General features: G+C 69.3%; 21 protein-coding genes. 8 read left to right on the top strand and 13 right to left on the bottom strand.

Annotated features, from left to right (window positions below; translation table 11 throughout):
• Positions 1–97: 97 nt before the first annotated feature.
• From ACIBH4_RS33170 to ACIBH4_RS33155, 4 genes are all read right to left on the bottom strand, one after another.
• Positions 98–1,096, bottom strand: coding sequence for an aldo/keto reductase (locus tag ACIBH4_RS33170; RefSeq protein WP_362767440.1), 999 nt, complete (start codon positions 1,094–1,096; stop codon positions 98–100).
• 17 nt (positions 1,097–1,113) lie between these two features.
• Positions 1,114–1,662, bottom strand: coding sequence for a hypothetical protein (locus tag ACIBH4_RS33165; protein WP_362519196.1), 549 nt, complete (start codon positions 1,660–1,662; stop codon positions 1,114–1,116).
• A gap of 87 nt (positions 1,663–1,749) precedes the next feature.
• Positions 1,750–4,470, bottom strand: coding sequence for a LuxR C-terminal-related transcriptional regulator (locus tag ACIBH4_RS33160; RefSeq protein WP_362767443.1), 2,721 nt, complete (start codon positions 4,468–4,470; stop codon positions 1,750–1,752).
• A gap of 298 nt (positions 4,471–4,768) precedes the next feature.
• On the bottom strand, positions 4,769–5,365 hold the full coding sequence (locus ACIBH4_RS33155) for a TetR/AcrR family transcriptional regulator (protein WP_362519190.1): 597 nt from the start codon (positions 5,363–5,365) through the stop codon (positions 4,769–4,771).
• A 136-nt stretch (positions 5,366–5,501) separates the two neighbouring features.
• On the opposite strand from ACIBH4_RS33155, the gene ACIBH4_RS33150 reads away from it, so the two are divergent.
• On the top strand, positions 5,502–6,923 hold the full coding sequence (locus tag ACIBH4_RS33150) for an MFS transporter (protein WP_362519187.1): 1,422 nt from the start codon (positions 5,502–5,504) through the stop codon (positions 6,921–6,923).
• 51 nt (positions 6,924–6,974) lie between these two features.
• On the opposite strand, the gene ACIBH4_RS33145 is transcribed toward ACIBH4_RS33150, so the two are convergent.
• From ACIBH4_RS33145 to ACIBH4_RS33135, 3 genes are all read right to left on the bottom strand, one after another.
• On the bottom strand, positions 6,975–7,733 hold the full coding sequence (locus ACIBH4_RS33145) for an AfsR/SARP family transcriptional regulator (protein ID WP_362519184.1): 759 nt from the start codon (positions 7,731–7,733) through the stop codon (positions 6,975–6,977).
• Positions 7,734–8,022: 289 nt separating this feature from the next.
• Positions 8,023–9,447 carry a rifampin monooxygenase gene (gene rox / locus ACIBH4_RS33140; protein ID WP_362519181.1) on the bottom strand — a complete coding sequence of 475 codons (1,425 nt, stop codon included), beginning with the start codon at positions 9,445–9,447 and terminating at the stop codon, positions 8,023–8,025.
• A 529-nt stretch (positions 9,448–9,976) separates the two neighbouring features.
• Positions 9,977–11,011 (bottom strand): LacI family DNA-binding transcriptional regulator, encoded by a 1,035-nt coding sequence (locus ACIBH4_RS33135; RefSeq protein WP_362519178.1) that lies wholly within the window; start codon positions 11,009–11,011, stop codon positions 9,977–9,979.
• 293 nt (positions 11,012–11,304) lie between these two features.
• Between ACIBH4_RS33135 and ACIBH4_RS33130 the strand changes: the two genes are divergently transcribed.
• From ACIBH4_RS33130 to ACIBH4_RS33115, 4 genes are all read left to right on the top strand, one after another.
• Positions 11,305–12,570, top strand: a complete 1,266-nt coding sequence (locus ACIBH4_RS33130) for an extracellular solute-binding protein (RefSeq protein WP_362767446.1) — start codon at positions 11,305–11,307, stop codon at positions 12,568–12,570.
• Positions 12,571–12,598: 28 nt separating this feature from the next.
• Positions 12,599–13,579: a sugar ABC transporter permease gene (locus ACIBH4_RS33125; protein ID WP_362519172.1), complete on the top strand. Its 981-nt coding sequence runs from the start codon at positions 12,599–12,601 to the stop codon at positions 13,577–13,579.
• Positions 13,576–14,394, top strand: coding sequence for a carbohydrate ABC transporter permease (locus tag ACIBH4_RS33120; RefSeq protein ID WP_362519169.1), 819 nt, complete (start codon positions 13,576–13,578; stop codon positions 14,392–14,394). The genes ACIBH4_RS33125 and ACIBH4_RS33120 overlap by 4 nt, the downstream gene beginning before the upstream one ends.
• 104 nt (positions 14,395–14,498) lie before the next feature.
• On the top strand, positions 14,499–16,256 hold the full coding sequence (locus ACIBH4_RS33115; protein WP_362519166.1) for an MGH1-like glycoside hydrolase domain-containing protein: 1,758 nt from the start codon (positions 14,499–14,501) through the stop codon (positions 16,254–16,256).
• A 65-nt stretch (positions 16,257–16,321) separates the two neighbouring features.
• Here the strand turns inward: ACIBH4_RS33115 and ACIBH4_RS33110 are convergent, their stop codons facing one another.
• The gene (locus ACIBH4_RS33110; protein WP_362519163.1) at positions 16,322–17,098 is read right to left on the bottom strand and encodes an alpha/beta hydrolase; all 777 of its coding nucleotides are present in this window, start codon (positions 17,096–17,098) and stop codon (positions 16,322–16,324) included.
• 57 nt (positions 17,099–17,155) lie between these two features.
• Between ACIBH4_RS33110 and ACIBH4_RS33105 the strand changes: the two genes are divergently transcribed.
• A complete protein-coding gene (locus ACIBH4_RS33105; protein ID WP_362519160.1) occupies positions 17,156–17,629 on the top strand; it encodes a MarR family transcriptional regulator in 474 nt (157 codons plus the stop codon).
• 107 nt (positions 17,630–17,736) lie between these two features.
• Here the strand turns inward: ACIBH4_RS33105 and ACIBH4_RS33100 are convergent, their stop codons facing one another.
• Positions 17,737–18,753, bottom strand: coding sequence for a LacI family DNA-binding transcriptional regulator (locus ACIBH4_RS33100; RefSeq protein WP_362767449.1), 1,017 nt, complete (start codon positions 18,751–18,753; stop codon positions 17,737–17,739).
• 664 nt (positions 18,754–19,417) lie between these two features.
• Positions 19,418–19,882, bottom strand: a complete 465-nt coding sequence (locus ACIBH4_RS33095) for a hypothetical protein (protein ID WP_362767452.1) — start codon at positions 19,880–19,882, stop codon at positions 19,418–19,420.
• Between the two features lie 170 nt (positions 19,883–20,052).
• Here ACIBH4_RS33095 and ACIBH4_RS33090 point away from each other — a divergent pair, with 170 nt between their 5' ends.
• A complete protein-coding gene (locus ACIBH4_RS33090) occupies positions 20,053–20,367 on the top strand; it encodes a helix-turn-helix domain-containing protein (protein ID WP_362519147.1) in 315 nt (104 codons plus the stop codon).
• A gap of 112 nt (positions 20,368–20,479) precedes the next feature.
• On the top strand, positions 20,480–22,591 hold the full coding sequence (ligA, locus tag ACIBH4_RS33085; RefSeq protein ID WP_362519144.1) for an NAD-dependent DNA ligase LigA: 2,112 nt from the start codon (positions 20,480–20,482) through the stop codon (positions 22,589–22,591).
• A gap of 93 nt (positions 22,592–22,684) precedes the next feature.
• Here the strand turns inward: ligA and ACIBH4_RS33080 are convergent, their stop codons facing one another.
• The 3 genes from ACIBH4_RS33080 to ACIBH4_RS33070 are packed head-to-tail and all read right to left on the bottom strand — an operon-like array spanning position 22,685 to position 24,936.
• On the bottom strand, positions 22,685–23,686 hold the full coding sequence (locus ACIBH4_RS33080; RefSeq protein ID WP_362519141.1) for a HEAT repeat domain-containing protein: 1,002 nt from the start codon (positions 23,684–23,686) through the stop codon (positions 22,685–22,687).
• A 7-nt stretch (positions 23,687–23,693) separates the two neighbouring features.
• Entirely contained in the window at positions 23,694–24,362 is a 669-nt protein-coding gene (locus ACIBH4_RS33075; protein ID WP_362519136.1) for a HEAT repeat domain-containing protein, read from the bottom strand.
• Positions 24,363–24,420: 58 nt separating this feature from the next.
• Positions 24,421–24,936, bottom strand: coding sequence for a MarR family transcriptional regulator (locus tag ACIBH4_RS33070; protein ID WP_362519132.1), 516 nt, complete (start codon positions 24,934–24,936; stop codon positions 24,421–24,423).
• Positions 24,937–25,017 lie beyond the last annotated feature (81 nt).

The raw sequence follows: 25,017 nt of genomic DNA, 5'->3' as shown, positions 1-25,017 counted from the left end.
CTATGGTATCCCGGGGGGGTGCCGCGGGTTGGGGTGGGCGGGTGTGGGCCGGTGGAACGCGGCGCGGCGTTCCACCGGCCCACACCGATCCCGTCCCTCAGCGGTCGACGAACCGCATGCTCTGCTCGTTCCAGCGTTCCCCGTAGACCTCGTCCGAGGGAACGGCCGCCTCCACGGCGGCGAGATCGGCCGGGGTGAGGCTCAGGAAGGCGGCGTCGACGTTCTCCTCCAGATGAGCGCGGTGCCTCGTTCCCGGGATGGGGATCACGTCCGCCCCCCGGTGGTGCAACCACGCCAGCGCCAGTTGCGCCGCCGTGACCCGCAGTGAGGCGGCGAGCTCGACGAGACGGTCGGCCAGGGTGAGGTTGCGCGGCAGGTTGTCCGGGGCGAACCGGGGCAGCCCGAAGCGCCGGAAGTCGCCCTCCTCCAGCTGCTCGGGAGAACGGATGGCACCGCTGAGGAAGCCCCGGCCCAGCGGGGAGTACGGCACCAGCGCGATGCCCAGCTCCCGGCACGTCGCCACGATCCGGCGCTCGATGTCTCGCGACCACAGCGACCATTCGGTCTGCAGCGCGGCGATCGGGGCCACCGCGTGGGCGCGCCGGATGGTTTCGGGACCCGCCTCGCACAGTCCGATCTCGCGGATCTTGCCCGCGGCGGCGAGTTCGGCCATCGCGCCGACGCTCTCCTCGACGCCGACCTCGGTGTCGACGCGGGTGAGGTAGAACAGGTCGATGTGGTCGACGCCGAGCCGCCGCAGCGAGGCCTCACAGCTTCGCCGGACGTAGCGGGCGTCCCCTCGGACGGTGGCGCCGACGCCCGGTCCTGGGCGTACCACGCCGAACTTGGTCGCCACGATCGCCGTCTCCCGCCGCCCGGCGACGGCCTTGCCGACGAGTTCCTCACCGGCGCCGTGGCCGTAGACGTCGGCGGTGTCCAGCAGTGTCGCCCCGAGGTCGAGGGCGCGCCGGATGGTCGCGATCGACTCGGCCTCCACCGTGGCGCCGTAGAACTCCGACATGCCGAGGCAGCCGAGGCCCTGCGCGCCCACGGTGAGGGATCCGATCCTGCGAACGGGAAGTCGTGTCAGGGTCATCTGCGCTCTCCGTCCCGTTACCGCAGGTAGACGACGATCGTCGACTCGTAGGTGTCGTGGGCGTCCTTGACCAGCGGCCGGAACTGGCGAAAACCGATGGCGCCGCGCAGCGGCCCCGCGACGACGACGGCGGGGAAGGTGGCGGCCTCGCCTGCGGTCAGCCGGGCGTCGTCGACCAGTCCTCCTGAGCGGATGACGTTGCCGTCGTTCAGCCGGATCTCCTCCCCGAAGTAGGCGATGAAATGCCCGTCGTGCTCCTGGCGGTAGAGCATGCGGCCCGCCCCTCTGGTGTGGCCGAGCGGCTCGCCGTCCGAGCCGAATATCTCAAGCCTCACGGTGGCGAAGTCCTTCTCCGTGGGTGTCGTCCCGGTGGGGTCGGGATTACTGGAGTGGTATTCGACGACTTTCTCGGTGAGATCGCGCAGGATCAGCGACCGGCCCGGCCGGCCGAGGGCGCCGACCCTTTCCGAGGTGGTTTCCGGTGGCGCCGCCACGAGTGGCAGGGCCCAGGAGTTCACGGTGTCGAGCACCGGTGAGATCCGAGCGGAAAGCACGCGGAAATCCATGGTCGCCTCCTGGGCGGAATTCCGAGCCGCCGTCCGGAACGCGGAGGCTCGCAGGAACCGACATTAGAAAGAACGGCTCAAGTGGTCCTAAAAGCGTGTGGCGTAGTCGCGGTCGGTCGTTTTCCGCCGGGTCGCCAGGGCGAGCTCCATCCGGGAGCTGACACCGGTCTTCCGGTAGATCCGGGTCAGGTGAACGTCGACGGTCCGCATGCTGATGGTGAGCCGGTCGGCGATCTCGCGGCGCTTCATGCCCGTGCAGATGAGCAGTGCGATCTCACGCTCGCGGTGCGTGAGCCGGCCGAACATCTCCACGGGGCCGGTCTCGGGTTCGAGTTCCGCGGTGGCCGGCCCGCTCGTCTGCCTGCCGAGCCAGTCGAGCATGGTCACCGCCCCTGACCGGCGTGCCATCTCGGCGGCGAGCCTGGCCGTGCGGGAGGACCGTTCGGCGTGCCCCAGCTCGCCGAGCACGCGTGCGGCCTGTCCCAGCGCGTAGCACTGCTCGATCCCCATGCCCGCCGACGCGAAGCGATCGGCCGCGTCCTGATAGCACCTCGCCGCCTCGGAGAGCGAACCCCGCACGCGGTGCAGATGTCCTCGGGTGAGGTCCGCGTAGGCGAGGTTGTGCGGCATCGGAACGGCACGGGCGTGTTCCTGGCTGTTGCGCACCCAGCCGTCCAGGGGCATGCCGGCGTCCATTCCGGCGGCGCACAGCATCTCCCAGGCGGTGTTGCGGTAGGCCATGGGAATGGTCCGCAGCTCGGACCCCTTGCCCTCGTTGAGCAGGAGGGCGACGCAGTGCGCGGGGTCGCCGTCGAGCCACGCGCATCTGGCGAGGGTCAGCGCGGCGATCGAGGCGCTGCCGTTGACGTTGGCCTGCGACGGTGACTGCCGGGCCAGTGCCTGCTGCGCGAGGGACCTGGCCTTCCCGCTGCCCACCGGCTGCATCCAGACCTCGGCCGCGGACTTGAGCGCGACCGCCTGGGTGTGCCGCAGAGAGTTGTCCGGGCCGGACTCGATGATGGCGGCGTTGGCGGCTTCGCGGGCCTGTTCGAGCTGTCCGAGGTGGCGTTCGGCCTCGCTGAGCAGGACCAGGAGCGCCGGGAGCAGGAAGATCCGCTGGCGGTGGCGGGCGACGTCGACGCCCCGCCGCACCTGCCGCTGGGCCTCCACGTAGCGGCCCAGGTAGAGATGGGCGAGGACGACCACGAACAGGCTCTCCAGGTGACGCGCCACCAGGTGCTCCGGCGCGCGGTCCAGCAGCTCGCTCGCGGTGGTCGTGTCGGCCAGTGCCCGGTCCACCTCACCGGAGAAGGTCGCCTCCAGCGCCCGAAGAGCGAGCAGGCCCGCGGCGGTGAGGTCGTCGTGGCCGGTACGGGCGACCTGAAGGGCCTGCTCCAGCTCGCTCTTCCCCGGTATTCGGCCGAGCATGGTCGTGCGGAAGCCCTGCGCGAACACCAGACGCGGCCAGACCGGTGAGTGTCGCAGGTCCTGCCGGGCGAGATGCTCGTTGAGCAGGCCGAGGGTCTGCGCGTCCTGACTCAGCACGGCCTCGACCATCGACACGGAGGCGACCTGCCCGGCCAGCATGAGCGGGTCCACCGAGCCGCCGGACTCGTGCACCAGGAAGAGCAGGTCCCGGCTCTCGGTCATCCGTCCGATCCGCCCGAACGCGGTGCTCAGTGCCAGCCGGGCGCGCATCCCGATCTCGCTGGAGACGGGTGCCTCGGCGATCACCGGCGTGAGCCAGGAGACGCACTCGGCGACGTCCGTCTCCATGATCTCGTAGGACGCGTCCACGATCCGCGTCAGCTCGCTCGCGCGGACCCGTGACAGCGAGCTGACCAGGTGGAAACCGAGCTGCTTGCCGGCCTGGCCGCGGGCGGAGAGCAGGCTCAGGGCGCGCTGGTGGGCGCGGGTGGCCCAGCAGGGGTCGATCGTCCTGCGCAGCAGCGTGCCGAAGACCTCGTCCCGAATGGAGAACAGCGTGCCGATCGGCTCGACCCGCACCAGGTCGCGGCGGACCAGGCCGCGCAGGGCGGCGGAGACCACCAGCGCGTCCAGTTCGGCGATCTCGGCGAGCAGCTCGACGTCGAACCGCGAGCGCAGGATCGCCGCGGCGTTCAGCACGTAGCGCTCGTTCAGCGTGAGGCCCCGGACCTCGGTGAGCACGGTGAACTCGAACGGGGCGACGGCGGTGTCGCTCCCGGACCACGTGCTGTGGTCGAGGGCCTGCAGGGCGCGGAGGCTGAACGGGTTGCCACGGCTACGACGGCGAAGATCGTACGGAGCGGGGACGGGCGTCATGGCGAGCATCTGCTCGTCGCTGAGTGGCGCCAGCTCGATGCGTGCGGTGCGGCCGAAGGCCACGCCGAGGGAGACGGCCTCGGCCAGCGCCTCGGGCGTCTGCCGGGGACGCAGCGACACGACCACGTCCACCAGCGGCGGGGAGGCGCCTTCGGCGATCCCGGCCAGTTCGTGAATGGTTCGCTCGTCGGCGAGGTGGGCGTCCTCGATCACCACCAGCTCACGGTCCGGCTGCCGCCGGTGCCGTGACAGGCCGGCCACCCCCGGCGGCTGATGGCGTTCCGAGGACAACCGGGCACGCCGCAGCATCCTCCTGACGCTGTTCATCGTGCCCTCTCGATCGCCGCGCGAGCAGCGATAGACGGCGGCGGGCAGTACGGTCCACTGCCGGTCCCGCACGAGTGTGGAGAGCAGATGCGTCTTGCCGGCCCCCGGTTCGCCGAACACGGCGACGAGACGCCCTTCGCCTCCTGGTTCCCAGGTCAGGTGCTGCAATCTGTCCATTTCGGCGGTGCGTACCACGGCGACCGAAGCGGTGTCGGAAAGGCTCTCTTCGTACGAACTCATCTCTGTGAAGACCCCAGGCGTTCGTGAAGGAAAGACGACGGGTGGCCCTGGCCGCGCTCCCTTGTGCGTACGGGCCGGTTTTTCCTGTGGTGCCGGTCCCCTGGTCCGGCGCCGACAATAACTACTATTAGCCTACCTAATTAGTTGGTTTTTATCACCACTCGTCGTCGAGGGGTCGTGTGGCGAGACCGGTCGCCCGCCGTCGAGGGGATGGGTGGTCCGGTCGCGGGCTCGCTCAGGGCCGGTGGTCGTGCGTGGTGATCCCCTCCAGGACGAGGCGCAGGAGGCGAGGGGTGTCGTCCCTGTCCGGCAGGGACTGCTCGCGCACCCAGGCGGCGCCGCTGAGAAGGTCGAACAGTTCGCCGGGGGTCAGGTCGGCGCGCACCAGACCGGCGGCCTGTGCGGCGCGAAGCAGGTCCGCGCCGCCGTGATGCATCGCGTTGCACATGGCGTACGAGGGGGTCCCCTCGTCGTACATGCTCTGCGCGAGGATGCCGACCAGCCCTCGGAAGGTGCTGAAGTGCCGTACGGCCCGCTCCATCCACTCCGCCAGGGCCCCCAGCGGGTCGGGGGAGGAGAGCAGTCGCTCGGCGTGGGCGACGAGATCGGCCAGCCCGTCCCTGGTCGCGGCCTCCACCAGGGAGGCGCGGACGGGGAAGTGCCGGTACAGCGTGCCGATCGCCACGCCGGCCTGGGCGGCGATGTTCTCCAGGGACGCCTCGGAGCCGTCGGCCTCGAACGCCTTACGGGCCGCGGCCAGGATCGCGTCGTAGTTGCGCCGGCCGTCGGCGCGTTTGGGGCGCTGGGCGATGTGGGGCGTGCCGGTCGTCATCGAACCTCCCGCTTGACATCCTGAGGCGGCCTCAGCTTGACTCTTCTCATCCAAGCTGAGACGTCCTCAGTATAGTTCCGGCCTCTAACCTGAGGATGCCTCAGTATGTGTCCGGGTGATCGGCATCGGAGGTTCCATGAGTACCGACAGCGTCTCCGAGGGGATTCCGGCCAGGGACGCCCCTGCCCGGCCGTGGGCCCTCACGCTCACCGCGATCGTCGGCGCGGAGTTCATGCTGCAGCTCGACGGCACCATCGTGAACGTCGCGCTGCCGACCCTGCAGTCCGACCTGGGACTCTCGATCACCGGTGGGTCGTGGGTGCCGAACGGTTTCCTCCTCGCCTTCGGCGGGCTCCTGTTGCTCGCGGGCCGGCTCGGTGACGTGCTCGGCCACCGCCGGGTCTTCCTCGCCGGAATCGGGCTGGTCGTCGTGGCCTCGCTCATCGCCGGTCTCGCACCCAACCTGGAGGTCCTGCTGCTCGGCCGGGTCCTGCAGGGGGCCGGCGCGGCGATCGCCGGTCCGACCGGTCTGGCGCTGCTCGCGATCGTCTTCGAAGGAGAGCGCCGCCAGCGCGCCTTCGGCCTGTACTCCACCGTCACCGGCCTGGGGGCCTCCGCCGGCATGGTCCTGGGCGGTGTGCTGACCTGGGTGGGGGACTGGCGCTGGAGCCTGCTGGTCAACGTGCCCATCGGCCTGCTCATCATCGCCGTCTCCGCCAAGGTGCTGGGTCTGCGTGACGAGGCCACCCGGCCGCGCCCGCTCGGCCTGCCGAGCGCCCTGCTGGGTACCGCAGCCGTCACCGCCGCCGTCTACGGGCTGGTACGCGCCGCCGAGAGCGGCTGGGGCGACACCGGGGCACTGAGCTCACTCGCGGCGGCGGCCCTGCTGGCGGCGGCGCTGCTGATATGGGACCGGCGCACCGAGGAGCCGCTTCTGCCGCTGGTGGTCTTCGCCGGCAGGCAGAGGGCGGGAGCCCTCCTGTGCCTGCTGCTGCTCGCGGCGGTGCTCACCGGTTTCCTGATCTATCTGGTCCAGTACCTGCAGGGTGTGCTCGGGCTGGACGCGCTGCGCAGCGGGCTGGCCATCCTCCCCTTCGGCCTGGCGCTGCTCGTCGTCACCCAGCTGCTCACCAAGCACATCGCGAGCGTGAGCCTGCAGACCCGAGCGGTGCTCGGCCTGGTCGTGGTGCTGGCCGGGGTGGCCTGGCTGACCCGCCTCGACGCCGGCAGCACCTACCTGACCGGCGTGCTCCCGGCGCTCGTCGTCATGGGGCTCGGCGTCGGAGTCGCCATCATCCCGTTCAACATGATCATTCTGACCACCGCCCCGCCCGAGTACGCGGGCGTCACCGCGGGCCTGCTGCAGACGGCGCTGACCGTCGGAGGGTCACTGGGCCTGGCGGCCCTGCTGATCCCGTTCACCGAAGAAGGCGGTGGCGTCGCGGCGAACATCTCGTCGGTGTTCGTCTGGGCCTGCGCGGCGATCGTGCTGGCACTGGCGGTGGCGCTGCTCTTCTGGTTCGGTCCCGGGGCGCGCCGGGCCGCGGCTCAGGGCTGAGCGGGAGGTGAGCTCCGGCACCGTCCCGCGAGGGGGACGGTGCCGGAGGCATCAGCCCGCGATCGCGTAGTCGGTGTCCGCCTCGAGGATCGCGAACTGCAGCCTGCGCATCGTCCTGCGCGGATCGAGGCCGAGTTCCTCCCGCAGCGCCTGCCGGGCGGACTGGAAGACCTCCAGTGCCTCGGCCCTCCGGCCGGAGCGGTAGAGGGCCAGCATGAGGTGCTCGCGGAGGTTCTCGTTCAGCGGGTACTCCTCGACCCACGCCGACAGGTCACCGATCAGCTCCCGGTGCCTGCCGAGCCGCAGCGAGCAGCGCGCGACCGTCTCCAGGCACTCCAGTCGCACCTCCTCCGCCCACCGGGCGAAGGTGCCCACGATGAGCCCGTTGTTGATCCCCGCCAGGACCGGCCCGCGAAACAGGCCGGCCGCGGCGGCGGAGACCTCCAGCGCCCGCTCGGGCTCGCCCTCCGGTACGGCCCGCGCCTCGGCGTGCAGGGCCCGCAGGAGGAACACGTCGACCGACGACCTCTCGACCTCCAGCAGGTATCCCTGCGAGTGGGTCCGGATCGTCGCGCCCTCGACCGCCGGCTGGACGAAATTCTTGCGCAGGTGGGAGATGTAGACGTGCAGCGCGGCACGGGCTCGCCGGGGCGGCTCGTTCCCCCACAACTCGTCGATCAGCTCATCCGTCGAGACCGGCTGGTGCGCGCGGATCAGCAGGGCGGCCAGCAAGGTCTCCACCTTGGGCGCGTTGACCGTGCGCGTTCTCTCGTCCACCAGTTGCAGCGGCCCGAGCAGTTCGTATCTCATCTGTCTCCCGAGTGGCTTGAGCCTGGCATCAAGTGGTGATCGACCTTTTTTTGCCGGGTAGCGCCATTCTTGCGACGAATGAGCCGGTTGCCATCAGCGGAAGTGCGTACGAACCCACCGCCGAGTGCGTAGTCACCGCACTCGCCGGAACACGCCCGGCTCCCGCCCCGGGGGCCGATCTCCCGCACCGGTCACCCGGGGCGGGAGCCGGCCGCGACGCCGTGGCCCTTCCCGGTGAGAACGCAACTCGAGGGCCGAGCCGGCCGCCCCGGGCGCCGGGATCGCACGCTCAGCCGGCGGCGCCGAACCACCTGGACAGCCGGCTGAGCAGCTCCTGCTGGTCCTCACCGACCCACGCCACGTGGCCGTCCGGCCGCAGCAGCACGGCGGGCACGTCCAACTCCTCGCCGCCGTCGACGACGTGGTCGACCCGGCCCTCCCAGCCCGCCACCGAGAGCCGGCCGGTCTGGTCGAGCAGCAACCCGCGGCCGCCGTGCATCAACTCGTAGAGACGCCCCTCCTTCAGCGCCACGTCCCGCATCCGCCGGCCGAGCAGTTCGTGCCCCCCGCCGAAGTCGTAGCGGACCCCGATCGCGACGATTTTTTCGATCAGATACCGGTTCACCTCCTCGAAGTCCATCAGTTCCGACAGCAGGCGGCGCACAGAGCGAGGGCCCGGCTCGGTGGACAAAAGCTCCATCTGGGCGCGGGTGTTGTCCAGCACGTCGGCGGCCACCGGATGCCGTTCGGTGTGGTAGCTGTCCAGCAGCCCCTCCGGTGCCCGGCCGCCGACCTCGGCGGCCAGCTTCCAGCCGAGGTTGAACGCGTCCTGGATGCCGAGGTTGAGCCCCTGCCCGCCGACCGGGGGGTGGATGTGGGCCGCGTCGCCGGCCAGCAGCACCCGGCCGGTCCGGTAACGCTCCACCTGCCGGGTGGCGTCGCCGAAGCGAGACAGCCAGCGCGGTGAGTGCACGCCGAAGTCGGTGCCGGCGAAGACCCGCAGCTGTCGCTTGAACTCCTCCAGCGACGGTGGGACCGAGCGGTCCTCGACCACTCCCTCGGCCGGAACGACGACGCGGTACACGCCTTCTCCGAAGGGGCCGAGGCCGAACCGCAGGTTGGTCTTGCGGACTTCGGTGACCACGGCGGCGACCGTCTCCGGCGGCACGGCCACCTCCATCTCGCCCAGCAGCGTGTCGTTCCTGGAGGGCTCGCCGGGGAAGGCGACGCCGAGCAGCCTGCGCACCGTGCTGCGGCCACCGTCGCAGCCGACGAGGTAGCGCGAGCGCAGCCGCGTGCCGTCGGCCAGCTCGGCGGTCACCCCGTCCTCGTCCTGGCTCAGCCCGACCAGTTCGTGGCCGCGCCGGATCTCCGCGCCGAGTTCGGTGGCACGTTCGGCCAGCAGGCGATCGGTGACGGGCTGCGGGATGCCGAGGACGTAGGGATGCGTGGTGTCCAACCGGTCGGGCGCGGGCTTGGCGAGGCCGGCGAAGAAACCGCCGAGCGGGTGCTTGTTGCCGTGCGCGAGGAACCTCTCCAGCAGGCCACGCTGGTCCAGCACCTCGATGCTGCGCACGTGCAGGCCGAGCGCGCGGACATATCGGGCCGGCTCCGCCTCCTTCTCCAGTACGAGCACGCGCACCCCGTGCAGCCGCAACTCGGCGGCGAGCATCAGGCCGGTCGGCCCGCCGCCGGCGATGATCACGTCGATCATGAAGATCCCCCATTCGACAAAGTTCGCTTTTCGGCCGGCTGCTCCGCGTGGTCCGGCGGCGAGCACACCCACGTCTTCGCGCCGGGTGCCCACGACCGCACCGCGAGTTCCACCGGTGGTCCGGCGTCTCGCGTGACCCCTACGTCGATCGACGAAGAACGCGTACTTCGCGGATCCCTGATTTCCCCAGGTTCCGGCCTCGGGCGATGATTCTGCGGCATGACCGGGGTCTTGCCGCAAGCCCCCCGGTGCGCTATACGTTGAGAGTGGCAAGTAGAGGGTGATTTCCCGAACTTCGCCGTTTGTCGAATTCGCCGTTTGTCGTTCGTCGCGGCCGCGCGGTCTTCTCCCAAAGCGATGACGCGCCGCGCACGGCGCCCGTCCAGCTGAGTTCGTCCCCGGCCCGTTCGCCAGGTTATGGCCGCGATCGTCCCCTGATCTTGTCTCCCGTCCGTTGCCGGAACCCGCCGATCAGGCCGGGCGCCGGACCGGGCGCCGCGAGATTCACGGCGGTGTCGTCAGAGAGTCCTCAGGGTGTGGCCCCGTCGGCGGAGCGGCGCAGGGCGGGGGCGGTCGTGAATCGGAGGGAGATCGGGGGAGCGAGGAGAAGGTGCCGGACCGGGGTGTCGGGGTTGGCGATGCGCTGGATGAGCAGGTCGACGGCGTGGGCACCGAGTTGGTCGGCGGGTACGTCGGCCGCGGTCAGGGGCGGGTGGAGGTTCTCCGCCCAGTGCTGGGCGGCGACGCCGGTGACGGAGAAGTCCCGGGGGATCTCCAGACCGGCGTGGCGCAGGGCCCGGTAGACGCCGGGGAGCGCTGCCTCGTTGATGGTGGCCAGAGCGGTCACCTCGGGGTGGTCGGCCAAAAGCCGCTCCACGCACGTGTGCCCGGCTGAGGCGTCGTCGGCACAGCACAGTTCGACGCCTGTCAGGCCACGTTCGGCGATGGTCCTGGCGAAGCCCGCCTGGGCGCGGTGGCCCGGCCCGTAACCGGCGGCGACGAGTTCGGCGGAGCGGTTGACCAGCGCGATGTGCCGGTGCCCGAGATCGGCCAGATGCTGCACGCATCGGGAGATCAGCGTCTCGTAGTCGACGTCCACCCAGCACATGTCATCGGGCTCGGCGGTACGGCCGATGCCGACGAACGGCAGGCCGGTCTGCTGGAGCCGGGTGACCCTGTCGTCCCGCAACCGGATCTCCATCAGAATGATCCCGTCCACCCGGCTGCCGGTGACGACCCGCTCGAAGGAGCGGTCATGCTCGCCGCCGGAAGGCGAGAGCAGGACGTCGAGGTCGGCCCGGGCCGCGGCGTCGACCACGCTGGCCACGAATCCCAGTTGCATGTCGGTGAGCCGCTGGCTGGCCGGCGGGATGACCAGGCCCAGCGTGCGGGTGCGGCCTTCCTTCAGCGCCCGGGCGCTGGCGTTGGGCCGGTAGCCGAGCTCGTCGATGACGTCCTGGATGCGTCGCCGGGTCTGTTCCGACAGCGAGCGCTTGCCGCTGAGCGCGTAGGACACCGTGCTCCGCGAGACCCCTGCCCGCCGGGCGATCTCCCCGATGTTCATCGAGACTCCTCAAAAATCCGGGTCGACACAGACACATGATAGGTCGAATCGGTTCACCAGGGGAAAGCGGTCGGACACGCCATGTGAACGACGTGGCGTACGGGCTTCCGAGGTCGCCGCCACGAAGGGCGGGCGGAAGGCGGGCCGAAACCCTCGGGGGCCATGCATGTCGGTCCAGGCGCCCCATTGACCTTCGTCGCGGCGAGGCCTATGTTCATCGAATCGGTTCGACAAATTGATTCGACATGAGATCGAAACAATCCGGAAAAGCCCGTTGGCGGAAGGAAGACCCGATGAGATCAGCGGAATGGGGGCGGCGCGGCGCCGGTATGAGCCTGGTGATCTTCGTGCTCACGAGCGGCATGGCCGCGTGTTCGTCCTCCGACGACGGTTCCGGCGGAGGGTCCGCCGACGCCTCCGGCGGCACCTACACGATCTGGGATCCGTATCCGCAGTTCGACGGCACCTCCGAGTGGGTGAAACTGCTCACCAAGTGCGGTACCGACGCGGGAGTCTCGGTCACCAGGACCGGCTACGACACCAGCGACCTGACGAACAAGGCCCTCCTCGCCGCACAGCAGGGCAACTCCCCGGACGTGCTGATCGTGGACAACCCGGTGGTCTCGACGCTGGCCGAGGCAGGAGTGCTCGGCACGACCGAGGAGGCGAAGATCGACACCTCGGCGATCGATCCCAACCTCCTCGCGGCAGGTCAGAGTGGTGGCAAGACCTACGGGATCCCCATCGGGGCGAACACGCTCGCCCTCTACTACAACAAGGCGGTGCTGAAAGAGGCCGACGTCGACATCGCCACCGTGAAGGACTGGGCCTCGCTCACCGCAGCGCTGGCCAAGGTGAAGGACGCCGGCAAGAAGGGCATCACCTTCTCCGCCATCGGCACCGAGGAGGGCAGCTTCCAGTTCCTGCCCTGGTTCTGGGGCTCCGGCGCGAACCTCACCCAGCTCGACTCCCCGCAGGCCGTCTCCGCCCTGGCGTTGTGGACCGACTGGCTGAAGAAGGGCTACGCCCCCAACTCGGTCATCAACAACACCCAGACGACGAGCTGGCAGGAGTTCGCGACCGGGGACTACGCCTTCGCCGAGAACGGCACCTGGCAGCTGGCCAACGCCAAGGAGGCCGGCTTCGAGTACGGCATCATCCCGATCCCGGCCGCCGGCGGCGCCACCGCGCCCGCACCGACCGGTGGCGAGTTCGTCAGCGTGCCGGTGCAGAAGGACACCGGCCGCTACGCCGTCTCCCAGAAGCTGGTGAGCTGCCTGACCAGCGCCGACAATTCGCTCACCACGACGACCACGCTGTCCTACATCGCCCCCACGGCGGAGGTTCAGGCCAAGCAGGTGGCCGCGACGGCCGACCTGAAGGTGTGGGTCGACGCGGTGAAGGCGGCGAAAGGCCGCACGAGCGACGACCTCGGCACCAAGTACCCCAAGATCTCGCAGCCGCTGTGGACCGGGGTGCAGAGCGCCCTCAGCGGTTCGAAGACCCCGCAGGAGGCGTTCGCGGAGGCCCAGAAGGCGGCGTCCGCCGCCACGAACTGATCGCGTCGGAGACTCGGCGAAGGACGTCATGAACAACCCCACACAGACCGCGGCCTCCCGCTCTGTGCCCGAGCGTGGTGGGGCGGCGCGCGTCGCCGCCCCACCACGCTCGCGTGACCGGCGGCGGCCACGCTCCACCCAGTGGGCGGCCTGGGCATTCCTCGCCCCGGTGACCACCTACCTGATCGCCTTCTACCTCTATCCGCTCTACCGCAACATCGACCTCAGCCTGCGCGACTACACGGTCCGCTCGTTCGTGCAGGGCGGGGCGGAGTTCAGCGGGCTGGACAACCTGCGCGAAGTGCTCGACGACCCGACCTTCGGGCCCGCACTGACCCACACCGTCGCGTTCACCCTGGTGTCGCTGACCTTCCAGTTCGCCATCGGCCTGGCCCTGGCGGTGTTCTTCAGCCAGAACTTCAAGCTCTCGGCCACACTGCGCGCGCTGTTCCTGGTGCCGTGGCTGCTGCCCCTGATCGTGTCCGCCTCGACCTGGTCGTGGATGCTCAACAGCGACTCGGGCATCGTGAACGCGGCCCTGGGCTACGCGGGCCTGGGACCGGTCAACTGGCTCACCTCCCCCGACTGGTCGCTGGTCTCGGTGACCATCGCGAACATCTGGATCGGCATCCCCTTCAACCTGGTCGTGCTCTACAGCGGTCTGCAGGCGATCTCGCGCGACGTCCACGAGGCCGCCGAGCTGGACGGAGCAGGCGGCTGGCAGAAGTTCTGGCGGGTGACCTTCCCCCTGCTGCGGCCGGTGTCGGCGATCACGCTGTTGCTGGGCCTGGTCTACACGCTGAAGGTGTTCGACATCATCTGGATCATGACGAAGGGAGGTCCGGCGGACTCCTCGACGACCTTCGCCACCTGGTCCTACCGGCTGGGGTTCGGCAACCTGCTGCCCGCCTTCGGGCCGGGCGCGGCGGTGGGCAACCTGCTCATCCTGATGGCCCTCGTCTTCGGCCTGATCTACATCCGCGTACAACGAAGGCAGTCACGACCATGACCGGCAAGAGGGTGTGGTGGAAGAGCGTCCTGGGAGTGGTCCTGACCGGGCTGATGCTGTTCCCGGTCTACTGGATGATCAATGTCTCCTTCACCCGGGACCGGGACATGCGCAAGAGCCCGCCGCCCTGGTTCCCGTTCGACGGCACGCTGGACGGCTACCGGGCGGTCCTCGACCAGCAGATGCCCTACCTGGCGACCAGCCTGATCGTGGGCCTGGCCACGGTGGTGCTGACCGTGGCCATCGCCGCGCCCGCGGGCTACTCGCTGGCGAAGCTGCGTCCCAGGGGCGGCGGCGCGCTGAGCTTCGCGCTGCTGATCGCGCAGATGATCCCCGGAATCATCATGGCGATGGGCTTCTACGCGATCTATCTGAACCTGGGGGTCCTCAACTCGCTGCCCGGCCTCATCGTCGCCGACACCACGATCGCCGTCCCGTTCGCCGTGCTGGTCTTCACCGCGTTCATGTCCGGAATACCCCGGGAGATGCTCCAGGCGGCCACGGCCGACGGGGCGGGGCCGGTGCGTGTCTTCTGGTCGATCGTCCTGCCGGTCAGTCGCAACGCCGTCGTCACGGTCTCCCTGTTCGCCTTCCTCTGGGCGTGGTCGGACTTCGTGTTCGCCAGCACACTCGACGGCGGTGGCACCCTGCGGCCGATCACCCTGGGCATCTACCACTACATCGGCAACAACAACCAGCAGTGGAACGCCATCATGGCGACCGCGGTCGTGGCCTCCCTTCCGGCCACGGTGCTGCTGATCATCGCGCAACGCTATGTCGCCGCGGGCGTCACCGCCGGAGCGGTGAAGGACTGACCGCTCCTCGCCCTTTCCCGCGGCGGCCGCCAGGCACGGCCGGCCGCCGCGGGCCGCAGGCGTCGCCGCCATGCGGACCCACATCGAGAAAGAGAGCTGACTTCATGACCGTCGCCGCACCAGGCCCGGAGTTCTCCGTCCAGGAGATTCCCTTCAGCTTCCGAGGGTCCTGGTTCAACTTCTCACCTGTGATAGCGGAGAAGACCTACGCGGATGACGTGCATCTCGTGTCGCACCAGACGGGACTGCACCCGATCCTGCGGCTGATACCCACCACCGGGGGAGTACGCGCCGAGACGACCGTCGCGGCCACGCCGCACCGGCTCACCTGGACCCATGACAGTGGACAGATGGAACTCGCCTACGAGCGGCCGGACACCGCGCGGCTGCGAGGGCGGGGACTGGGGCTGCGTCTCATCGCGGCCAACCCCGACCTGACCCCGTTCAGCGGGCCGTACCTCTACCGGGATCCGGTCGACGGGGCCCATGTCTTCACGGTCTACGAGACCGGGCGGCGCTATCGGGTCACCGTGTTACGCGGTGACATGACCGACTGCCCGGGGGCGCAGGCGCTGGGCTCGGGGGAGCGCGGCGTCGTCCTGTCCGGTGACGGCGAGCCGTGGGAGATCGCGATCGAGGAGTACGGGACCTCCCGCCCGCCGTACCTGTCGGCGGGCACCTTCGAACAGGCGGTCAAATCGGCGAGGGCCGACTTCGAGTCCTTCGCCGAGGCGCTGGCACCGTGGCGCGGCGCCGAGACGCCCGCCGCGGATCTGGCGGCCTACGTGCTGTGGTCGGCCACGGTGCGGCCGACCGGGTTCATCACCCGCCCCGCGGTGTTGATGTCCAAGCACTGGATGGACAAGGTCTGGAGCTGGGACCACTGCTTCAACGCGATCGCGCTGGCCGAAGGGGTGCCCGACCTGGCGTGGGACCAGTTCCGGCTCGTCTTCGACCACCAGGACGAAGGTGGCGCGCTACCCGACTCCATCACCCACTCCGAGGTCCTCTACAACTTCGTCAAGCCGCCCATCCACGGCTGGGCGCTGCGCCACCTGCGGGAGCGCATGCCCCGGCTGCCCGCGGCCGAGCTGGCCGAGACGTACCGGAAGCTGGAGCGCTGGACCGGGTTCTGGCTGACCGCGCGCCGTGTTCCCGGGCAGGAGTTGCCGCACTACCAGCACGGCAACGACAGCGGCTGGGACAACGCGACCACCTTCGACCCGGAGCGGGTCGTCGAGACCGCCGACCTGGCGGCCTTCCTCGTACTCCAGATGCGGGAACTCGCCCACCTCGCGGGCGAACTCGGGCTCGCCGAGAAGTCCGCCGCGTGGTCCCAGGCCGCCGATCGGATCCGTGAGGCGCTCCTCGAAGAGCTCTGGGCCGGCGACCGGTTCGTCTCGCGCGGCGCGCACTCCAGGCGGACCTGGTCCAGCGACAGCCTGCTGGACCTGATGCCGATCGTGCTGGGAGCAGAGCTGCCGGAACCGGTGCGCACCACGCTGGCCAGGAGGATCGAGACGCACCTCACCGCTTACGGGCCCGCCACCGAGCTGCCGACCTCCGAGCACTATCGAGACGACGGCTACTGGCGGGGACCGATCTGGGCGCCCTCGACCGTCCTGATCGAGGACGGCCTGCGCCGCGCCGGTTTCGCCGAACTGGCCGACAAGATCAGCACGCGGTTCCGCGCGCTGTGCGAGAAATCCGGCTTCGCGGAGAACTTCGACGCCCGAAACGGTGCCGGGCTGCGCGACCGTGCCTACACCTGGACGGCGAGCGGCTACCTGATCCTGGCCGCCGCGAACGAACGACGCCGATCCGGCGGTCTTCTCCCGAACGTGCCCCCGGCCGCCGGGTAGCCCTGCGGCGGTTCGTGTTCCCGCTGTCCCGCTCCGGCAGTGGAGACCTCCCACGGACGCTGGGATCACAGGGCACGCAGGAAGCCTTCGAGGATCTCGTTGAAGACGTCGGGGCGCTCCATGTTGGGGTAGTGAGCGGTCCCTTCGACCGGGATCGCCCGGCCGTTGGCGACGGTGTGGGCGAGGCGTTCGGCCATGCCGATGTGGTCGGGGGAGTCGACGGTGCCGTTCACCGCCAGCAGGGGGACGTCGATCCCGGCGGCGCGCTCCCAGGTGTCGCGTACCTGGACGAGCAGGTTGGGTTCGCCGGCGGTGTGCTTGGACATGGTGTCCCCGGTCATCCGGCGCAGGCGGGCGACGACCTCCGGGGCGAGATCGTCGAGGGTGCGGTACGGACCGGCGGCGAAGAGCGTGAACGCCTCGATCGAGGCGTTCAGGTCGCCGGCGGCCATCGCCGAGTGCCACGCGGTCATGGTCTGGACGGTCCAGGGGTCGGTGAAGTACGGCTCGCTGGTCCCGGCGCCGCTGACGACCACGGCGCTGACCAGTTCCGGGTGCTCAAGCGCTGTGTCGACCGCGACGCCCGCCCCCATGGAAACCCCCACCAGGATCGCGGGGCCGGTGCCCAGATGACGCAGCAGGGCGGCCAGGTCGTCGGTGGGCCGGAACGGCTCGGTGGCGTTGGCGGTCCGGCCGTGACCACGGGCGTCGGGTGCGATGACGCGGTAGCGGGAGGCGAGGAACGGAATCTGGTCCTCCCACATGCCGTGGTCCAGGAAGCCGCCGTGCAGCAGGACGAGGGGCCGGCCGGTGCCGGTGTCGAGCCGGAACAGGTCACTCATGACAACCAGGGTGTCATTATTGGTCGACAATGACAACCCAGGTGTCATCATGGTGAGGTGAGGGAAAAAGACCGCAACCCCGCGTCCGATGAGCGGGCCGACCGGCTCGCCGAGGTGTTCGACCTGGTGGGGCCGTTGTACCGGCGTGCCCAGCGAAAGGTGGAGCAGGACGCGCCCATCGAGGGGTTGTCCGTCGGAGTACGGGCCGTGCTCACCATGCTCTGCGAGCACGGGCCGATGACCGTCCCCCAGATGGGCCGGGCTCAGGCGCTGAGCCGCCAGTTCGTACAGCGCATGATCAACGACGCCGCCGCGCGGAACCTGGTCGAGTCCGTCCCCAACCCGGCGCACAAGAGGTCCTCGCTCATCCGGCTGACCGAGGAGGGCCGGGCCGCCGTCACCGCCCTGATCGACCGCGAGCGCGCGCTTCTCCGCCAGGCGGGCGGAGATCTGAGCGATGCCGAGGTCGCCGCCTGCATCCGGGTGCTCTCACACCTTCTCCGGTTCCTCGACCACGTCGAGGTGGACTAGAGCCTGTACGAGATGCGGTTGCGTCGAAGCTGTCCGGTCGAGGGTGCCGGTCACTTCGGTGGCCGGTTCGAAGCGCCCGGTTTCCGTCCGCATGGTGCCCGGCGCGTCTAGGGGCGTACCGGAGCGGGGCCGGTGCTGGCCCGTAGCGAGATCGACGGCTGCAGCAGAACCTGGCGCGGGGGAGCGTCCGGTGATGAGATCCGTTCCACGAGAAGCTCCACGGCCTGGGTGGCCATGGTCGCGACAGGCACATCGGCGGAGGTCAGCGGCGGGTGGAAATCCTCCGCCCATTGCCGGGCGACCACTCCGGTGATCGAGAAGTCGCCGGGCACCGCAAGTCGCCGGCCTCGCAGAGCCCGATCCACACCCGGCAGGGCGGCCTCGTTGAGCGTGACGACGGCGCTGACGGCCGGGCTCAGGCGAAGAAGGTCCTCGACGCGTTCCTCGCCGGCCGTCGCCTCGTCCGGGCAGCACACCGAGGTGGCGCTCAGGCCGCGTTCGGTCGCCGACGCGGTGAAACCGTCCAGAGCCCGGCGGGCGGGACCGTAACCGGCGGCCAGCAACTCCTGTGGCCGGTTGAGGAGCGCGATGGCGCGGTGTCCGAGGTCGGCCAGGTGGTGGACACAGCGGGAGGTCAACGCCTCGTAGTCCACGTCCACCCAGCAGTCGGCCTGGGAGTCCGCGGTATGACCGATCGTCACGAACGGCAGGCCGGACCGGCGCAGCCGGTGCGCTCGCGGGTCCTCCAGTCGGACCTCCATCAAGATGACACCGTCGACCCGGCGGCTGCTCACCATCCGTTCGAACGACTTGTCGTGCTCGTCACCACTGGGTGAGAGCAGCACGTCGAGTCCGTGACGGCCCGCGGCCTCCACCACGCTCGCGACGAAGTCCAGCTGCATTAAGGTGAGGTTCCGGCCGGCGGGCGGGACCGCCAGCCCGAGCGTACGGGTGCGCCCTTCCGCCAGTGCCCGGGCGCTGGCGTTGGGACGGTAACGCGCCTCCGCGATCACCTGCTCGATCCGCCGGCGGGTCGCCTCGGACACCGCCCGCTTGCCGCTCAGCGCGTACGAGACCGTGCTACGTGACACGCCGGCGCGCCTGGCGATCTCCCCGATGTTCACTGTGGCCTCCCCGTGGCACCGGATCGAGCCCGCGCCTTGCGACCCCTGGTTCGAATCGATTCGATGCGAGGCTATGGGCCGGAAAGGGGGGTGTCAAAGCAGCTCAGCGTGCTGCGGCGAGGATGTGCCGCCTCTCGGAGGGAGGGGGAGTGGGGTAGTGCGTCGCCGGCGACCCGGGCTCTCCGTCAAACGCGTCTCGCCATTGGCCGGTCGGTCATCCGGCCTTGGGGCGCCACCTCACGGAGGGGGCAGATGCCCCCCGGATCGATTCGTCGAGCCGGTCGACAGAGGACTTGCCCCCGGAGTCGGCGGGCGTCAACTGACGGCTTCCGAGGCAGTTATAAATCTACATTGTAAAGGGCGTGGGTTGGTTAAAAATCACTTCAAGATCAAAAACCCACTCCATCTAGGGAAGAACGCAACGCGGCAGGTTTCGCCCCCTCCTTGGTCGTCGATACCTCTCATGGTTGAAGGACGGCCGCCAGGTTCACCACGCGTATCGCGTCGCCCTGCTTCCGGAAGATGACACCACTGCCTGCCGCCGCCCGCCACCGGGGGTCCTCGACGGTCACGGTCGTCTTCGGACGGCCGGCTGGGTTCAGGTCGTCGGCGGCGGTTGGCCACGCAGGGCGGCAGGCCCTCGGGCTGGGGCGGTTGGGGGTCGTCATGCGCACTTGTCGAGGACGTCCGTCCGGTTCAGCAGGCCGAGTAGGCGGCGCATGCCGGTCGGCACGTTGATCAGGTGGGCCATGCCGTCGCGGCACAGGTCGGTCAGCATGCGCAGGCTCGCGGCGTCGACGAACTCCAGGCGTCCGACGTCGATGGTGAGGATGTCCTCGGCGGTGCGGGTCTGGGTCAGGGTCCGGGCTGCCGCCTGGGTGTTGGTGGCGTCGAGTTCGCCGATCAGCTGGACTGTGCTTATGGGTGAGGCCAGGCTGTAGGTGATGCGCAGTGTGCGGTCGAGGTAGAGCACGGCGTCGGTCCAGTGTTCGCCGGATGTGACCCGTTCCTGGAGGGGGGCGGCTTCGCCGTCGGGCGTTCGTCGTGAGTCGGTGGCCAGTGGGGTCGGCAGCCGGTGTTGCCGGGCGTGGAGGCCGACCGGTGCTGGCCGGTGGTGCACGACAGTCATGTGATCGATCCCTTTGTGTGCCCTGGTGCATGCCGATGGGCCTGGACGCCATCCATATTACGTCGGAACAAAGATACATGAAAGATATTTCCGGTATAGTTCTTCGCGTGGTGGTGTCCTGCCTGACCGTTGCGTAGCGGCCCGCCCTGGCGAGGCCGAGAGGATATGACATGGCCGAGAACAGTCCCGATCAGCCTTCGTCCTCGTGGACTTTCCTGACCCATCACGCTCGGGTGCTGCTGGAGATCGCCCGGGACCCGCAGGTGCGGCTGCGCGACATCGCGACCGTCATCGGTATCACCGAGCGCGCGGCACAGGGCATTGTGACCGACCTGCACAAGGCGGGCTATCTGACCCGCTCCAAGGTGGGCCGCCGCAACCACTACACGATCAATCCCGACCGGCATTTCCGCTATCCCACCGAGGCGGATGTGCCCATCGGTGTGCTGCTGGACATCTTCGCCCGTCACGACCAGGTTCTGTAGTAAGTCGGCACCGCTAAAGGCGAAGGACGTCTCCGTCCCTTCCTGTCGGCCATTTGGGCTGGGGGGCGTTCGGCGGCCGGAAAATGTCGGTGCCGGGAGAGATGATGGGATCATGACCGACGCGCCCCCCAGTACTCTTCTCGCTGATCAGACCGCCTATGCCGAAGCCGTCCAGCTTGCCTTGGACGCTGCTGCGGCCTACTACGGTGACGGCACTTCCACGTTGGATGACGACGCCTATGACCGGTTGGTCCGGGGCATCGAGGCTTATGAGGGCGAGCATCCTGAGGAGGTGCTGGCGACCTCGCCGACGGGCAAGGTGGCCGGGGGTGCGGTGGTCGGCGATGTGCCGCACGCGGTGCCGATGCTCAGTTTGGACAACGTCTTCGGTGCCGGGCAGCTGGCCGACTGGGCCGCCTCGCTGGAGCGCAGGCTTGGGCGTCCGGTGGCGGCGTGGAGTGTCGAGCCCAAGCTCGACGGTCTGGCCATCTCGGCTCGTTATCGTCATGGCCGCCTGGTGCGGCTTGTGACCCGTGGTGACGGTACCGCCGGTGAGGATGTGTCCCACGCGATCGGCACCGTCGTGGGGCTGCCTTCCAGGCTGGCCGAGCCGGTCAGCGTTGAGTTGCGCGGTGAGGTGCTCATGACGGCGTCGCAGTTCGAGGAGGCCTGTGCCAAGCGGCAGGCGCATGACGGCACCACGTTCGCGAACCCGCGTAGCGCCGCCGCCGGTACGCTGCGCGCCCAGGATCGGCCGTATGTGTGCGAGTTGACTTTCTTCGGCTATGGGGCGCTGCCGTATCCCGATGACACCTCCGAGACGGCTGAGTGGCTGCGTGGGTTGCCGCACAGCGAGGTCATGGCGTGGGTCGCGGGGCAGGGGGTGCAGACCACTGCGGCCACCTCGGTGGCCGGGATCGTCGCCGAGGCGTTGGAGGGGGTGCGGGAGCGGGTCGAGGAGATCGCCGCGGTGCGGCCGGAGTTGCCATTCGGTATCGACGGCATCGTGATCAAGTGTGATCTCGCCGCGGACCAGGCGCAGGCCGGTTTCAGCTCGCGTGCTCCGCGGTGGGCCGTCGCCTACAAGCTGCCCGCCACCGAGAAGATCACCAAGTTGGTCGGTGTGGAGTGGAACACCGGCCGTACCGGTGTCATCGCCCCGCGTGCGGTGTTGGAGCCGGTCGAGCTCGATGGCAGTGTCGTCACCTATGCCACGCTTCACAACGCCTCTGACATAGCGCGTCGGGGTTTGATGTTGGGCGACAGTGTGACCGTCTACAAGGCGGGTGATGTGATTCCTCGTGTGGAGGCGCCGGTGGTGCACCTGCGCACCGGTGATGAGCGGCCGATCGAGATCCCGAAGGTCTGTCCCACCTGCGGTGATGCGATCGACACCTCGCAGGAGCGGTGGCGGTGCGTGCGTGGTCGTGCCTGCCGGACGATCGCCTCCATCGGTTATGCCGCGGGTCGTGACCAGCTTGACATCGAGGGTTTGGCGGAAAATCGTATTCTGCAGTTGTTGAACGCGGGGTTGATCGCCGACTTCGCCGACCTGTTCTTCCTGACTCGCGAGCAGGTGCTGGGCCTGGAGCGGATGGGGGAGACGAGTACCGACAATTTGCTCGCCGCGATCGAGCGGGCCAAGGCGCAGCCGCTCAGCAGGGTGTTCTGTGCGCTGGGCGTGCGCGGTACCGGCCGGTCCATGAGCCGTCGCATCGCCCGGCATTTCGGGAGTATGGCCGCCATTCGCGCGGCCGATGCGGGGGCGATCGAGGCGGTCGAGGGCATCGGCCCGAAGAAGGCTCCGGCGGTGGTGGCCGAGCTCGCCGAGCTCGCGCCGTTGATCGACAAGCTGGTGGCGGCCGGGGTCGCCATGAGCGAGCCCGGCTGGACGCCTCCTGTCGCGCTCGTCGACCCTGTCGTCACCGGTGTCGAGGGGGGCGAGGTCGCCGCGCAGCCGGGTGGCACGTCCGGGTTGCCGCTGGCCGGGATGTCGGTCGTGGTCACCGGCTCCATGAGCGGGGCTTTGGAGTCTTTGACCCGCAACCAGATGAACGAGCTGATCGAGCGTGCCGGGGGCAGGTCCTCCTCGGGTGTCTCGGCGAAGACGTCGTTGCTGGTGGCGGGGGAGAAGGCGGGTTCCAAGCGGGCCAAGGCCGAGAGTTTGGGGGTGCGGATCGTCGGTCCTGAGGAGTTCGCCGGGCTCGTTGGCTCGTTTTTGTGATCCGGTCGTTCGTCGCGTGTCGGTCGGGGCGGCGTCGCTTCGGCGGACGGTTGCGGGCGAGACTCCGTCGCCCGCACCGGCGCGTCTTCGTCCTCAGGCGTGGCGCATCTTGAGGATGTAGGCCGCGGTGAGCGCGACGGCGCGGTCTTCGTCGTGTGAGAGGTCGGCGAGGGCGCGTGAGGCGGTGGTCGCCGGGATGTCCGCGAGCGCCTGCGCGAGGCGTCGGCGTGCCGGCGGTTCGGCGGTGCCGGGGGTGAGGCGGTCGATGAGGCCGGTGGCGATCTGGTCGGCCAGGGCGGGGCTGCTCGCCAGGGTGCTCAGCGCGTCGGCCGCGTCGACGTCGTTGGGGCCTTCGACGACCATGTCGATGAGTGTCGGGATCGCCTCGGTCACGCCGCGTGTCCCGAGCGCCAGGGCTGCGTGTTTGCGGACCACGGGGTCGGGGTGGGCGAGGGCGTCGCGCAGCAGTGTGGTCGCCTTGGCGTCCGGGATCTCGGCGATGGATTGGACGGCACGTTCGCGCACTTCGGCTGTCGGTGAGCCGAGGCCTTTGGCCAGCAGCGCCGCTCCGCTGTCGCCTGATCGCGCCAGGGCCCATCGAAGGGCTCCGGCGACGTTGGGGTCTTTCTCGCCGAGCACTGCCTCGACCAGTGCCTCCACCGGCACCGAGGCCTCTTGGGTCGAGGACAGGGCCGCGTGCTGGCGCTTGCCGGCGCTTTTTGATCTCAGCGCTTGGAGGAGTTCGACGGTGTGGAGGACCTCCTTCCAGTCGGCGGGTTGCGCGGCGCCGATGCGGCGAAGGCGTGTGAGCAGCTCGGTCTGTCTCGCGATGCGTTCCTGGGTCTGGCCGATGAGGTGTTCGACGAGTTGTGCGGGGGTGAAGGCGGGGTCTTCGAGCGCGCGTCCGACGTCGTGCAGTGACAGTCCCAGCGATCGCAGGCTCTCGATGTGGAAGATCCGCTGGATGTCGGCTGCGGAGTATTCGCGATAGCCGGCGCCGGTGCGGCCTGTTGGCCGCACCAGGCCGAGTGTGTCGTAGTGCCTGAGCATGCGGGCGCTGACTCCGGAGCGTCGTGCCACCTCACCGATCAACACCGTCTCATCATCCCTGCCTTCCGGTTTCGCCGAGGGCCACGACGCGCTTGGCCTGCTCGATCGCGAACTCGAATCCGGCTTCTGGGTCGCGCAGCAGTCGCTCGGTGGCGATCGCGTGCGCGCGCACGCGGGGGTCTGCTCGCGTTCGGGCGGCGTGCAGGATCGGTGAGATCACCTCGCCGAGGGCGATGAGCGCCCGGCTGAGGCTGAGTTGTGTCTCGCGTTCGCCGCGGCCGAGTTGTGTCGACAGTGCTGCGGCCAGTTCGGGCTCCTGGCCTTCGGGTACGAGCACGACGGCCGCTCGCCAGGCGCTGCGTGCCACCTCGTCGTCGGTGTCGGACAGGAGTGCCTGGGTGATCGCCGGCCATGCCCGCCGATCTCCGATCTTGGACAGGGTGTGCAGGGCCTGGCTTCGTGCCTGGGCGCGTGGTGAGCGGGCCTCGTCGAGGAGCCTGGGGAGTGTCATCGATGCGGGGTGGCGGGTGAGTGCCCAGGTGAGCGTGTCGCGTACGGGGAATTCGTCTTCGATGGCGCATCGTTCGATGAGCTTGTCGATGAAGCGCGGGTCGGGGGTCGTGCCGAGCGTCAGCGCCGCTCGCAGCCGTACCGACGGGTCGTCGTCCTGCAGTCCCTGGAGGGCTGGAATCGGGTTGGTGTCCTGTTGCGGCATGGTCATGGGGGCCACCTCCTGGCCCTCAGTGAAGACCTTGTCACTGTGTCAAGGTCAAGCCGGATCACGCCGTGAGATCGTCAGGCGTCTTCGCCCGCCGAAGTCCGGCGCTTGTGGGCTCAGGGGGGCGCAAGGCGCGGGTGCAGAGGGTGAGGCCCTCCATCAGCGTGGTGCGTGTGCTGTCGTCGACGTCGGCGAGCATGTCCTTTTCGATGCGGTCGAGTGCTCGGTCGCAGTGCCGTAGTGCGGCCTGTCCTTCGCGGGTGAGGTGGGCGCGAAGGACCCGGCCGCCGTCGGGGTGTGCGTCGCGGTGGATCAGGCCGCGTTGTTCCAGGTCGCGTACGACCAGGTTCATCGCCTGTGGTGTGACGAAGGCGATGCGGGCCAGTTCGGCCGAGGACAGTCCGGTGCGCATGCGCAGTTCGCTGAGTGCCATGTATTCGGTCGTGGTGACGCCGTAGTGCACGAGTGCCTCGTCGAGTCGGGCGCGGATGCGACGCTCCAGCCGGTAGACCAGGTAGCTCAGGTGAGGCGCCGTTTTGGGCGGCTGGTCGGCTGCGGGGTCGTGGCGTGAGGTCACCGGATGACGATAACGGGCGATGTAAGTTTCGCGCCTCAAATATCAAGCTACTTGATAACAAATCGCTTGATAACCAGCGCA

The organism is Streptosporangium sp. NPDC050284 (assembly GCF_044459525.1).
Classification (GTDB): domain Bacteria; phylum Actinomycetota; class Actinomycetes; order Streptosporangiales; family Streptosporangiaceae; genus Streptosporangium.
This window is presented reverse-complemented; position numbering and strand designations above follow the sequence as displayed.

Bases quoted from the DNA above. Each gene is read 5' to 3' on its own strand.
- ACIBH4_RS33170 (WP_362767440.1), bottom strand. From the start codon at position 1,096: ATGACCCTGACACGACTTCCCGTTCGCAGGATCGGATCCCTCACCGTG.
- ACIBH4_RS33165 (WP_362519196.1), bottom strand. From the start codon at position 1,662: ATGGATTTCCGCGTGCTTTCCGCTCGGATCTCACCGGTGCTCGACACC.
- ACIBH4_RS33160 (WP_362767443.1), bottom strand. From the start codon at position 4,470: ATGGACAGATTGCAGCACCTGACCTGGGAACCAGGAGGCGAAGGGCGT.
- ACIBH4_RS33155 (WP_362519190.1), bottom strand. From the start codon at position 5,365: ATGACGACCGGCACGCCCCACATCGCCCAGCGCCCCAAACGCGCCGAC.
- ACIBH4_RS33150 (WP_362519187.1), top strand. From the start codon at position 5,502: ATGAGTACCGACAGCGTCTCCGAGGGGATTCCGGCCAGGGACGCCCCT.
- ACIBH4_RS33145 (WP_362519184.1), bottom strand. From the start codon at position 7,733: ATGAGATACGAACTGCTCGGGCCGCTGCAACTGGTGGACGAGAGAACG.
- rox (WP_362519181.1), bottom strand. From the start codon at position 9,447: ATGATCGACGTGATCATCGCCGGCGGCGGGCCGACCGGCCTGATGCTC.
- ACIBH4_RS33135 (WP_362519178.1), bottom strand. From the start codon at position 11,011: ATGAACATCGGGGAGATCGCCCGGCGGGCAGGGGTCTCGCGGAGCACG.
- ACIBH4_RS33130 (WP_362767446.1), top strand. From the start codon at position 11,305: ATGAGATCAGCGGAATGGGGGCGGCGCGGCGCCGGTATGAGCCTGGTG.
- ACIBH4_RS33125 (WP_362519172.1), top strand. From the start codon at position 12,599: ATGAACAACCCCACACAGACCGCGGCCTCCCGCTCTGTGCCCGAGCGT.
- ACIBH4_RS33120 (WP_362519169.1), top strand. From the start codon at position 13,576: ATGACCGGCAAGAGGGTGTGGTGGAAGAGCGTCCTGGGAGTGGTCCTG.
- ACIBH4_RS33115 (WP_362519166.1), top strand. From the start codon at position 14,499: ATGACCGTCGCCGCACCAGGCCCGGAGTTCTCCGTCCAGGAGATTCCC.
- ACIBH4_RS33110 (WP_362519163.1), bottom strand. From the start codon at position 17,098: ATGAGTGACCTGTTCCGGCTCGACACCGGCACCGGCCGGCCCCTCGTC.
- ACIBH4_RS33095 (WP_362767452.1), bottom strand. From the start codon at position 19,882: ATGACTGTCGTGCACCACCGGCCAGCACCGGTCGGCCTCCACGCCCGG.
- ACIBH4_RS33090 (WP_362519147.1), top strand. From the start codon at position 20,053: ATGGCCGAGAACAGTCCCGATCAGCCTTCGTCCTCGTGGACTTTCCTG.
- ligA (WP_362519144.1), top strand. From the start codon at position 20,480: ATGACCGACGCGCCCCCCAGTACTCTTCTCGCTGATCAGACCGCCTAT.
- ACIBH4_RS33075 (WP_362519136.1), bottom strand. From the start codon at position 24,362: ATGACCATGCCGCAACAGGACACCAACCCGATTCCAGCCCTCCAGGGA.